Annotated in this window: 9 protein-coding genes; 6 read left to right on the top strand and 3 right to left on the bottom strand. The window is 75.1% G+C overall.

Going from position 1 to position 11,606, the window contains the following annotated elements; all coding sequences use genetic code 11:
- The first annotated feature begins 97 nt into the window (after positions 1-97).
- Complete coding sequence (locus tag ACGFMP_RS30065) at positions 98-598, top strand: hypothetical protein (RefSeq protein ID WP_393676255.1); 501 nt, start codon at positions 98-100, stop codon at positions 596-598.
- Positions 599-622: 24 nt separating this feature from the next.
- Here the strand turns inward: ACGFMP_RS30065 and ACGFMP_RS30060 are convergent, their stop codons facing one another.
- Positions 623-1,705, bottom strand: coding sequence for an aminoglycoside phosphotransferase family protein (locus tag ACGFMP_RS30060; RefSeq protein ID WP_393676253.1), 1,083 nt, complete (start codon positions 1,703-1,705; stop codon positions 623-625).
- 227 nt (positions 1,706-1,932) lie between these two features.
- Here ACGFMP_RS30060 and ACGFMP_RS30055 point away from each other — a divergent pair, with 227 nt between their 5' ends.
- Positions 1,933-3,414: a hypothetical protein gene (locus tag ACGFMP_RS30055; protein ID WP_393676251.1), complete on the top strand. Its 1,482-nt coding sequence runs from the start codon at positions 1,933-1,935 to the stop codon at positions 3,412-3,414.
- 111 nt (positions 3,415-3,525) lie between these two features.
- On the opposite strand, the gene ACGFMP_RS30050 is transcribed toward ACGFMP_RS30055, so the two are convergent.
- The gene (locus ACGFMP_RS30050; RefSeq protein WP_393676250.1) at positions 3,526-4,998 is read right to left on the bottom strand and encodes a PP2C family protein-serine/threonine phosphatase; all 1,473 of its coding nucleotides are present in this window, start codon (positions 4,996-4,998) and stop codon (positions 3,526-3,528) included.
- A 407-nt stretch (positions 4,999-5,405) separates the two neighbouring features.
- Here ACGFMP_RS30050 and ACGFMP_RS30045 point away from each other — a divergent pair, with 407 nt between their 5' ends.
- The 4 genes from ACGFMP_RS30045 to ACGFMP_RS30030 all read left to right on the top strand — a co-directional run bounded on the left by ACGFMP_RS30045 (position 5,406) and on the right by ACGFMP_RS30030 (position 10,566).
- Positions 5,406-6,833: a HEAT repeat domain-containing protein gene (locus ACGFMP_RS30045; protein ID WP_393676249.1), complete on the top strand. Its 1,428-nt coding sequence runs from the start codon at positions 5,406-5,408 to the stop codon at positions 6,831-6,833.
- A gap of 175 nt (positions 6,834-7,008) precedes the next feature.
- Complete coding sequence (locus ACGFMP_RS30040; protein WP_393676247.1) at positions 7,009-8,127, top strand: glycosyltransferase family 4 protein; 1,119 nt, start codon at positions 7,009-7,011, stop codon at positions 8,125-8,127.
- Entirely contained in the window at positions 8,124-9,269 is a 1,146-nt protein-coding gene (locus ACGFMP_RS30035) for a glycosyltransferase (protein ID WP_393676245.1), read from the top strand. Before ACGFMP_RS30040 ends, ACGFMP_RS30035 begins: the two co-directional genes overlap by 4 nt.
- 313 nt (positions 9,270-9,582) lie before the next feature.
- Positions 9,583-10,566, top strand: a complete 984-nt coding sequence (locus ACGFMP_RS30030; RefSeq protein ID WP_393676243.1) for an SGNH/GDSL hydrolase family protein — start codon at positions 9,583-9,585, stop codon at positions 10,564-10,566.
- Here the strand turns inward: ACGFMP_RS30030 and ACGFMP_RS30025 are convergent.
- Positions 10,455-11,342 (bottom strand): biotin-dependent carboxyltransferase family protein, encoded by an 888-nt coding sequence (locus tag ACGFMP_RS30025; protein WP_393676242.1) that lies wholly within the window; start codon positions 11,340-11,342, stop codon positions 10,455-10,457. The genes ACGFMP_RS30030 and ACGFMP_RS30025 overlap by 112 nt on opposite strands.
- Between the last annotated feature and the right edge of the window lie 264 nt (positions 11,343-11,606).

Genomic DNA, 11,606 nt, shown 5'->3' with positions numbered 1-11,606 from the left:
CCGCGGGGCGCCACGTGCCGCCACGACCCGGTCCCCGGGCGTGTCACCTGATGAGCGGCGGGTCCCCGGAGCGCAGGCCAGCCTTTACCATGGCCGCATGTCCTTCCTCCGCCGCCGCAGCGCAGCCACGCCCACCGGGCCGGACTTCGACGTACTCGCGATGGACCCGGGGGACTGGCCTGGGGACCTGGGAGCCGGGCTGCTGCCGGGGCCGGACGGGCGGTGCGAGGGCATCTACCTGCGCTACGACCTCTTCGGGGGGCGCGGCCCCGCGATGCTCATCGGCAACCTGCCGGAGGGCTCGCCCGCCAGGGAGCTGGACGAGGGCCAGGTGCCCTTCGAGGTGGCGCAGCTGCTGGCCGCGCTGGGCAACGACGAGCCGGCCGAGGTCACCGAGACCGAGGACACACCGGTCTGGCAGGGCGACGGCCTGCTGATCGTACGGCGGATCAAGATCTCCGAGTCGCGGGTCGCCTGTGCGCAGTTCGACCGCAGCGACGGCGTCCAGGTGACCATCGCCACCTGGGACCGGCCGATCACCGACGACCTCTACCAGCTGCTCAAGCCGCTGCCCGCGGCGATGTTCCAGGCCGGCTGAGCCCCCGAGCTCAGCCCACCCCGCTCAGCGGGTGCCGACGGCGGCCCGGACCGCCCTGCGGGCCAGCCCGCAGTCGTCGTGCAGCCTGCGCAGCAGCAGCCGCTGCTCCTCGCCCGTCTCGGCCGCGCCCGGTGCCACCGGCGCGCTGGAGCGCATGGTGCGCTGGACGGCCGTCTCGTAGGTGCGGATCTCCCGGGTCAGCACCAGCATCAGGTTGACCAGGAAGGCGTCCCGTGCGACGGGGCCGGGGGCCTGCGCCTGCTGGCTGATCTGGCGGCGCGCCGCCTCGTCGTCGCCGAGCACCGACCACAGCACCGCCAGGTCGTAGCCGGGCAGATACCAGCCCGAGTGCTCCCAGTCGACCAGCGAGGGACCGGCGGGCGAGAGCAGCACATTGGACAGCAAGGCGTCGCCGTGGCAGAACTGCCCCTGCGCGTGAGTCAGTCCGTGCAGCAGCTTCTGCAGGTCGCCCATGTCGCGGTCGGTCAGCAGCCCCAGCTCGTGGTAACGGCTGATCCTGGCCGGGTAGTCGATCGGCGCGTCGAAGGAACCGGGCGGTGGCCGCCACATGTTGATCCGCGCGTACGCGGACAGGGCGGCGCGTACGTCGCCCCGGCTCGGCGGGTGCGACGGGTGGCGCTGCGGCGAGACGACCCGGCCGGGCATCCGCTCCATCACCAGCACGCAGCTGTCCGGGTCGGCGGCGATCAGCCGCGGCACCCGCACCGGCGGTCGGTGCCGGACGAAGGTGCGGTAGGCCGCTATCTCGTGGCGGAAACGATCCGCCCATGCGGGCGAGTGGTCCAGCAGGCACTTGGCCACCGCGGGCGACCGTCCCGAGGTGCCGATCAGCAGCGCCGTACGGCCACCTCGGCGCAGTAGCTGCACGGGGGTGAACTCGGGACAGATCCGCTGTACCGCGGCGACCGCGGTGCGGAGCTGGGTTCCCTGCGGGCCGGTCAAGTCGAGTCTCCCGCTGAGCGGATGGGCGCCGCCGAGCGTCCCGCGCCGCAGTCCTGCCGCGGATCGGGTTCTGACGGCCGGCTCCGCGACGACGGGGTACGCGGGGCGGGGTGGGGCGGACACGGAGGACGATGCCGAATACATGAGAAGAAGCAGATCCCTTCACGTGCCTACGAGTTCAGGGGCGCCGACCCCGGCCTGGCACCGCACCCTGGGGAATGCGGCGCCGGGGCGGGGTGGCGCTTTCCTACCTGACACCCGGGGGGCCCTGGCAGACCATCTGGCGGACCCTGGCGAACCCTGGCGAATACTCGCGAGGCCAATGTCGGGGGGAATAGTCTCGACAACGCCGAGGAACCTGGGGGCTTGACGTGGGCAATGAGGCCAACACCCGACTCGCGGACCTGTTCGGTCTCACCGGCTGGTCCAAGGGCGAACTCGCGCGGCTGGTCAACCGGCAGGCGGCGGCCATGGGCCACCCGCAGCTGGCGACCGACACCTCGCGGGTGCGCCGCTGGATCGACACCGGTGAGTCGCCGCGCGAACCCGTGCCGAAAGTGCTGGCCGCACTGTTCACCGAGCGTCTCGGCCGTGTCGTGACCATTGAGGATCTCGGTTTCGACCGGCGCCGGCAGACGGGTGACAGACAGACCGGAGACGGCCTCCCGTGGCCGCCGGAAAGAACAGCCGCGGTCCTCACCGAATTCACGGGAATGGACCTCATGCTCAACCGACGCGGTCTGGTGGGCGCGAGCGCCGCGCTCGCCTCCGGCACCGTAATCAGCAAAGCCATGTCCGACTGGCTCACAACCGATCCGGCCCTCGCGGCCGACGCACCGCGGGTCGACGATCCGCTGCGCGCCGACCCGGCCGACTACGACACCTACGAGGCGGTTCCGGTCGGCTCGCAGGAGATCGAGTCGCTGGAACGATCCGTCGAAGTCTTCCGCGCCTGGGACGCCGCCCGCGGGGGCGGACTCCAGCGCAAGGCGGTCGTCGGCCAGCTCAACGAGGTGGGCGGCATGCTCTCCTACCGGCATCCGGTGCATCTCCAGCGCCGGCTGTGGGGGGTCGCGGCCAACCTGGCGGTCCTCGCCGGCTGGATGTCGCACGACATCGGCCTCGAACCCACCGCGCAGAAGTACTTCCTGATCGCCGCGCACTCGGCCCGCGAGGGCGGCGACCGGCCACGAGCCGGAGAGGCGCTGTCCCGGGCCGCCCGGCAGATGGTGCACCTCGGCCGGCCGGAGCAGGCCCTCGACCTGATGCAGCTCGCCAAGTCCGGTTCCGGCGAGCAGACCCTGCCGCGTACGCAGGCGATGCTGCACACCATCGAGGCGTGGGCGCAGGCGTCCATGGGGCGGGGCCAGGCGATGCGGCGGACCCTCGGCGAGGCCGAGGAGCTGTTCGTGTCGGACAAGGGCGATGTGCCCCCGCCGAGCTGGATGCAGAACTTCGACGAGGCCGACCTGCACGGCATGCAGGCGCTCGCCTACCGCACCCTGGCCGAGCACGACCCGTCGGCCGCGGCCCAGGCCCAGCTGCACGCCAAGCAGGCGATCACGCTGCGCACCTCGGGCCACGAGCGGTCGACGATCCTCGACTACCTGTCGCTCGCCTCGGCCTGCTTCATCGCCGACGACCCCGAGCAGGCCGACCGCTACGCGCGGATGGCGCTGCTGACCATCGGCCAGACCTCCTCGCACCGCACCTGGGACCGGCTGCGCGAGATGTACCGCCTCACCGGGCGCTACTCCGACTACCGACGGGTCCAGGACCTGCGCAACGAGATCGAGTCGACTCTTCCCGGCCGGAAGAAGAGCGGAGGCGCCCCCCGCTACCGCGAGGTCTGAGCGGCACCGCGGCCCCCGCGGCCGCATCGAAGGCCTCCGTGGTGAGGCACAGCACGTCGTGAGGCACAGCACCGGCCCGCCGCCGAACGGGTCGGACAGCAGCCTCTCCCGTCAGGCGATCCTGGCGATCAGCACGCAGGCGTCATCCTCGCGGTCCGGGGTGCCGAACTCCTCCGCCACCAGCCGTACGCAGTCCTGTGCGGTCCTGGCGGCGGCGAAGAGCGGGGCCATCGACAGCAGCCGGTGCCCGCCCCCGTCGGTGTCCGCCGTGCCCGCGGCACCGTGGTCGACGGCCGGGCGGCGCGGCACCAAACCGTCGGTGTGCAGTACCAGCAGGTCGCCGGGTGCCAGCTGCTCGCGGGCCTGGGAGTACTGGGCGCCGGAGGTGGCGCCGAGCAGGACGCCGTCCGGCGGATCGAGGGAGCGTCCCGTCCCGTTGCGGAAGAGCAGCGGGGCGGGATGGCCCGCCTGGGACCAGTGCAGCACCCGGGTGGCCGGTTCGTAGCGGCAGCACAGGGCGCTGCCGAGCGCGGGCTGCGGTGAGGTGTCGAGGAGTTCGTTGAGCCAGCCCATCAGGGGCCCCGGCCGGAGGCCCGCGACGGCCATCCCGCGCAGCGCCCCGAGCAGCATCGCCATACCGGAGGTGGCGGTCACCCCGTGTCCTGTGAGATCGCCCACGGTGAGTAAGGAGGCACCATCCGGCAGCTGCATGGCGTCGTACCAGTCGCCGCCGATCAGTGCGCTGGTCGCGGAGGGCAGATAGTGCGCGGCCAGGTCCATCGTGGTCGGCCCCCCGTCCTGCGGGAAGCGCTGGGCGCCGCGCCACGGGGGCAGCACGGCTTCCTGCAGCTCGACCGCCATACGCCGCTCGGTCTGCGCGATCTGCCGCTGCCGCTGCAGCGACTCCCTGGTCTCCCGCAGCGTCCGCTGGCTGCGCCGCAGGTCGCTGACGTCCCTGAGGACCGCCCACATCGACTCGGTGCCGCCGTCGGAGCCGAGCACCGGCTCGCCGACCATGTGCACCGTGCGCACCGAGCCGTCTGCCCGCACGATACGGAATTCGCCGTCGATCGGCCGCCCGTCCACCAGGCAGCCGGTCACCAGCTCGGTGAGGACCGCCTGGTCCTCGGCGAACAGCCAGGACGGCAGCTCGTCCAGGGTGAGCGGGCCGTCCTGCGGGGAGCGGCCGAAGATGCGGTAGAGCTCGTCGGACCACTCGGCGGCGTCGGTGAGCAGGTCCCACTGCGCGCTGCCGGCCCGGCCGAGCGCGCCCACCGCGGCCGCGTCGGTCCCGGAGCGCTGCAGGGGCACGTCGAGCAGCAGCAGCCGGTCGGCCGGCAGGTCCGCGGGGTCGAGGCCGTCCCTCAGCTGCCCGAGGTGGGTGCCCAGGTCGTCGAGCTGGTGCACGGCCAGGTCGCACAGCGCGCGCTGCCAGCGCAGCTGCGGGTCCCCTGCGGTGTCGCTGTCCCGCAGTACCGCGTCGACCCGGGTCCTGAGCTGGCGCGCCTGGGTGATCAGCGCGTCCACCGTACCGGGATCCGGCGGTTGAGCGGCGGTGTGATCCGCATGCGTTGGGGACGGCATGACGCACTCCGAAGGTGTCTGCTGGCAGGCTCTCGACGGCCGTGGCGGACGGAAGGGGCCGGTAACGACTGTTGCACAGGGAGCGATGGGTCGTAAGGGTTTCTGCGATACCCGATCCGGTGGTGCTTCCGGCATATGCCGAATGCCCAGCGGGCTTTCGGCCGGAGAATTCGCCGCCGCGCCACCGCCGGCCGGCCGTCTGTGCGACGCGTGGGGGCCACCTTGCTCCGGAGGGGAGCACTCCCCGAAGCGACATCGCGCCCCCGAGTCGGTAGGCTGCCGCCGCCCGTCCCCACGGGGTCCGCCCCTGCCGCCAGGTGTGAAATGCCCGGTGGCCGGTAAGGATGCCGGGCATCAGCAGCGGAAATCCCGTTGCCATGGAACCCCCCGCACCGGATGCTGACCTCATGTTCGACCCAGACATAGCGCCCAGCGGCACCCTTCTCGGCCTCCTCCAGCGGGGGCGCGGAGACGGTCCCCTGCACGCCCTCGCGGCGCCGCGGGCCGACGCACTCGCCGCCCTGGAGCACTGCGTGCTGCGCGACCCCAGGCTCGACTGGCGGGTCGAGTCCCGCTCCCTCTATTACGCGCGCCTCTACTCCGACCTCGAGGGCCCGCTCGACGGGATCGAACAGCACCTCTTCCACCCCGACGACCTGATCGCGCCCGACGAGCACCGCTGCGGCCTGGCCCTGTCCGTCCTCGGCCACCTGGCCGGATACGGGCGCCGGGACGCGCTGCACCTGCTGCGCCGGTACGCCGCCACCGGCGGCTGCTGGGAATGGGCACTCGACGAGCTGGCGGTACGCGACGGCGAGGCCGGGCTGCGGGGCCTCGGGCCCGCCGTGGTCGCCCGCTTCCCGCGGACCCCCGAGGGCGACGCCGCTCTCGCCCGCGCCGTCCGCGAAGCCTACGAACCCCGCCCCTGGCAGCTGTGGGCCGAGGACACCGCGCAGCCCGCCACCGCGGAAAGGGTCAGGCAGGCCACCGAGCAGGTCAGCTTCGACCGCTGGCAGCGCCAGATGCGATCAGCGGGACCGACCCCCGGCTGGAGCGTCGGCGCCGTCCTCGACTGGGCGGAACAGGGCCTCGACGCCCACCCCGCCGTCGAACGGGACCAGCCCGCCGCCCGCTGCCTCGCCGCCGTCGCGGGACCCGAGGACCGCCCCGCCCTGCTGGACGCCGCCCTGCACGGTCCCTCCGCCGCCCGCGCCGCCGCCCTCCGCCACCTCTGCGACCGCCGCGACGCGCAGTGCCTCGACCTCATCGGCACCGCCGCGGAGGCCGTCGAGGAGCGCGTGGTGCGCGCCGCCGTCGAATCCTTCGAGCGGATGCACGACGACGCCGCCATGACCCGCGCCCGTCACTGGGCCGTACGCACCGACCCGCTCGGCGCGGCGGCCGCCCGGATGCTCGCCCTGCACGGCGGCCCAGCGGACGCCGACCTCGTGCTCGCCGCCCTGCGCCGCACCGTCCAGTCCGGCGGCGCCGACGCGGAAGGGCTCGACGCCCTTGTCGAAGGCGTCGGACGGCTCGCCGCCTGCCGCGCCGCGCCCCTGCTGCGGCACCTCTACCGCGAGACCTCCTCCTCCCAGCTGCGCGGCACGGCCGCCCGTGCCCTGGCGGCCGCCGACCCCGGCTTCGCGGCCGGCTTCGCCGTCGAGTGCCTGTGGGACTGCGAGGAGGCCACCAGGGAACTGGCCGCGCACCGCGCCACCTCGGGCGACGTCCGGGTGCTGACCCAGCTGCGCCGGCTGGCCGCGGATCCCGCCGAGGAGGCGGAGGTCCAGACGGCCGTCCGCGGCCGCCTCAGCTCCGGCGGCACGCCCCGCTGAATCCCGCACCGCCGCCGACCCACCCCCGCCCCCCCGCCCGGCGGGGCGGAAGAGGGCCTCGCGCCACGGAGGTCCAGGCCGGGAGCGCCGGCCACGGCCCAACGCTCATGGGGCGTTCCCCTTCGGGAAAGATCCTCGTGGCCCTGACAACGTCCGGCGCGGCGACAACGTCCGTATGAGAGTCGCCATCGTCACGGAGTCCTTCCCGCCCGACGTCAACGGAGTGGCCCACTGCGCCCTGCGCACGGCCGAACACCTCGCCCGCACCGGCCACGACCCGATGGTCGTAGCGCCCGCGGGCCCGCACGACCAGGAAGCCGACGACCCCTGCCCCGTCGTCCGCGTCCCCTCCCTCCCGCTGCCCGGCTACCCCCAGGTCCGGGTCGCGCTGCCGGGCCGGCGCACCGCCGCCGCCATCGCCGCGCACCGGGCCGACATCGTCCACCTGGCCAGCCCCTTCGTGCTGGGCGTACGCGGCCTGGCCGCCGCCACCCGGCTGCGCATCCCGGCCGTCGCCGTCTACCAGACCGACCTGGCCGGCTACGCCAGGACCTACCTCAACGCGGGCGAGGCCGCCGCCTGGCGCCGCATCCGCGCCGTCCACACCGCGGCCGCCCGCACCCTCGCCCCGTCCACCGCCTCGGCCGCGGCCCTCGCGGACCAGGGCGTGCCCCGGGTCCACCTGTGGCCGCGCGGCGTCGACTCGATCCGCTTCCACCCCGCACACCGCGACCAGGCACTGCGCCGCGAACTCGCCCCGCGCGGTGAGCTGATCGTCGGATACGTCGGCCGGCTCGCCGCCGAGAAGCACGTGGAGCTGCTCGCCGGCACCTGCGAACTGCCCGGCGTGCGCGTCGTCGTGGTCGGCGACGGCCCCAGCGCGCCCGCGCTGCGCCAGGCCCTGCCGCAGGCGGTCTTCCTCGGCCGCAGAACCGGGGGCGACCTCGCCCGCATCTACGCCTCGCTCGACGTCTTCTGCCACACCGGGCCCTTCGAGACCTTCTGCCAGACCGTCCAGGAGGCCATGGCCAGCGGTGTCCCGGTGATCGCACCCGCCGCGGGCGGCCCGCTCGACCTGGTCGACCACGGCAGGACCGGCCTGCTCGTACCGGCAGGCGACGACCTCTCGGTGAGGACCGCGGTCCAACTGCTGCACGCCGACCCCAGGCTGCGCGTCCGCTACGGAACCGCCGCGCGCGAAGCCGTCGCGGAACGCAGCTGGGAAGCCGTCGGCGACCAGCTCCTCGGCCACTACGCGCAGGTGCTCGGCGAACGAGCGGCGGCCGTCGCATGACCGGCACCCGCCTGCGCATCGTCCGCGTGGCGAACTTCGTCACCCCCGTCTCCGGCGGCCTGCGCACCGCACTGCGGCACCTGGGCGAGGGGTACGCGGCGGCCGGCCACGAGCCCGTCCTGGTCATCCCGGGACCCGAGGCGTCCGACGAGCAGACCTCCCAGGGCCGGGTCGTCACCCTGCCGGGCCCCGAGATCCCCGGCACCGGCGGCTACCGCGTACTGGCCCGCCGCGCACCCGTCGCCGCCCTGCTCGAACAGCTCGCCCCCGACCGGCTCGAAGTGTCCGACCGCACCACGCTGCGCTGGACCGGGGAGTGGGCCCGCAGGCACCGGGTGCCCGCGGTGATGGTCTCCCACGAGAGCGCCGACGGCGTCCTCGGCACCTGGGGCCTGCCGGCCGGAGCCGCCCGCCGCGCCGCCGACGCCCTCAACCGGCGCACCGCGCACGCCTACACCCGCGTCGTGTGCACCACGGCCTGGGCTGCGGCCGAATTCGAACGCATCGGGGCGCGCAACGTCGTACGCGCCCCGCTGGGCGTCGACCTCGCCGGCCTGCACCCTGGCCACCACGACCCCGCCCTGCGCGAACGGTACGGCCACGGGGCCGCAGTACTGCTCGTGCTCTGCTCCCGGCTCAGCCCCGAGAAGCGGCCGGACGACGCCATCGAGACACTCGCGCGGCTGCGGCGCGCCGGGGTCGACGCCGCGCTGGTCGTCGCCGGCGAAGGGCCGCTGCGCGCCCGCCTCACCACCCACGCCAGGACCCACCGCCTGCCGGTGACCTTCCTCGGCCACGTCGCGCGGCGCGACGACCTCGCCGCGCTCCTCGCGACCGCCGACGTGGCCCTCGCACCCGGCCCCGTCGAGACCTTCGGGCTCGCCGCCCTCGAAGCCCTTGCCTGCGGCACCCCCGTGGTGGCCAGCACCCGCTCCGCCCTGCCCGCGCTCATCGGCCCGGCCGGCGCGGCCGCCGCCACCCCCGTTGAGTACGCCGCCGCGGTCCGCGACCTGCTCGCGGTGCCCGCGGCCGTACGGCGGGAGCGTGCCAGGCGCCGCGCCGAGCTCTACACCTGGCCGGCCGCGGTGACGGCCTTCCTCACCGCCCACCGCGCCCCCACCCACACGGAAGCCGTCCGGTGAACACCCCCTCCGGGCGAGGGGTCGCGGCCCGCGCGGCGGCCCGAGCTTCGGCGGTTCGCGGCGGCGGCACGCGTGCTTCCTCGCGCCTGGCGCGCCGCCGCCTGCGCGGCGCGGTGAAGCGGGCGCCCGGCCCGCGGGTACAGCGGCCGCACCTGCCTCGGCGTGCGCGTGACCTCTCGGGGGACCGGGCTGCCGCGGCATGGCCGCGCGGGACGAGCACCACGGCCGCCCCCCTCGGGGCCGCAGGGACCCGCGCGACCGGCCGCGAAGAGCTGTCGCGGAAGGCGAGCCGGCGGCACGGCGAACCTCAGCGGTGGGTCCGTTGAGCGGCGGCGTGGTGCGGTTCGCCGTCCTGGGGGACTCGCTCAGCGAGGGCGTCGGCGACCCCGCGCCCACCGGAGGCTGGCGCGGCTGGGCCGTGCTGCTCGCGGAATCCCTCACCCCCGACGCGGACCTGCTCAACGTGGCCCGCAGCGGAGCCCGCACCGGCGACGTCGCGGGACGCCAGCTCACCGCGGCCCTGCGGCACCGCCCGCACCTCGCCTCGGTGCTGGTCGGCGGCAACGGCACGCTGCGCGGCGGCTTCGACATCCGCACGGTGGCAGCCGAACTGCACACCGCCATGGGCGCGCTGCGCGGCGCCGGCGCCGACGTCCTCACTGCCTGCCTGCCCGACCCAGGCACCGTACTGGGCCTGCCGTGGCCCCTGGCCGGCCCGCTCGGCCGCCGGATGAAGGCGCTGAACGACACCGTGCACGCCCTGTCCGCACACTACGGCGCCCTGCACCTGCACGCGGCCCAGCGGCCCTGGGCGACAAGCCCGGGGACGCTCAGCGCGGACCGGCTGCACCCGAGCGAGGCCGGACACCGGCTGCTGGCCCGGGACTTCCACGCGCTGCTGGCCGGGGCGGCGCTGGCAGGCGGACCGCCGCCGCGGCTGGAACCCGACGGCCCGCCGCCGAGCCGCGCCGCTTCGGTGTGGTGGATGGCCACCCGCGGCACCAGATGGATCGCGGACCGCTGCACCGACCTGCTGCCTGACCTCCTGCGGCTGGCAGCCGACGAATACCGGCACGCCGCCAGGGGCACCCTCCCGCTGCTGGACCATGCCGCACGCGAGGCGACCGTGCTGGCCCTGGAGTCGCTGAACCTGGGCCCTCCGGCGCCCGTGCACGGCACGGGAGTTCACAGCACGGGCCGGGCGGACCGCAGCGCCACGAAGCGGATCCTGGTGCCGGGCGCGGACTGGGCCGCGGCGGGAAGCGACTCCTCCGGCACCACACCGATCACCGGGTAGCCGCCGGTGGTCGGATGGTCGGCGAGGAAGACGACGGGGCGGCCGTCCGGCGGCACTTGGACGGCGCCCGGCACCATGCCCTCGCTCGGCAGCTCGCCGTCCCGCCCTGCGGCCCTGCGCAGCGCGGGGCCGAGGACACGCAGGCCGATCCGGTTGGAGGCGGGGGACACCGTGTAGTGCCCGGTGACCAGGGCGGTCAGGGAGCCCGGCGCGAACCAGTCGTCGCGCGGCCCCGGCAGGAAGGGCAGCACGAGCTCCGACCCGGCGCGGCCGTACGGCAGGACGTCCGCCGCCGCACTGCGGCCCCGCTCGTGTCCGATGGGCAACTCGTCGCCGTCCGCGAGCGGTGCCGGGCCAAGCCCGGACAGCAGGTCCGTGGCCCGGCTTCCCAGCACCGCGCCGACGGCGAACCCGCCGGCCACCGCGACATAGCTGCGCAGCCCGACGGCGGCTGCCCCCACGTCGATCACCGCGCCGCCCGGCACCACCACCGGCGCGCCCCATGCCGCCGGGTGGCCGTCCACGCGTACCGGGCAGGCCGCGCCCGTCACCGCGACCACCACGGTCCGCGACGCCCGCAGCGCACAACCCGACACCGTCGTCTCCAGCCCCGCGGCCCGCTCGTCATTGCCGACCAGACGATTGGCCAGCCGGTGCGCCGGCAGGTCGAGCGCCCCCGACCGCGGCACCCCGAGATGCGCGAAGCCCACCCGCCCCAGATCCTGCACGGTGGTCAACGCCCCCGCCCGGACCACCCGTACGAGCCCCTCACTCACGCCCGCACCCCTTCCGTACACCTGGGCGCATGCGCCGCCGTGGATGTCGGGGCCGTGGTGTCCGCGACCCGGGTGAGCCGCCCAGCGCGCGGGCCGACGCGAAAGCCCCCGCGCCGGTGGACAGGGCCCCGGGACCCGGTGGCGGCGTCATGCGTCCGCCCGGACGAAGCGCCGCCGTGGATGTCGGGGCCGTGGTGTCCGCGACCCGGGTGAGCCGCCCAGCGCGCGGGCCGACGCGAAAGCCCCCGCGCCGGTGGACAGGGC

It is taken from the genome of Streptomyces sp. NPDC049040, from assembly GCF_043197715.1.
Taxonomy (GTDB): domain Bacteria; phylum Actinomycetota; class Actinomycetes; order Streptomycetales; family Streptomycetaceae; genus Actinacidiphila.
The sequence above is the reverse complement of the archived record's forward strand: the minus strand, read 5'-3'. Positions and strand labels throughout refer to the sequence as shown.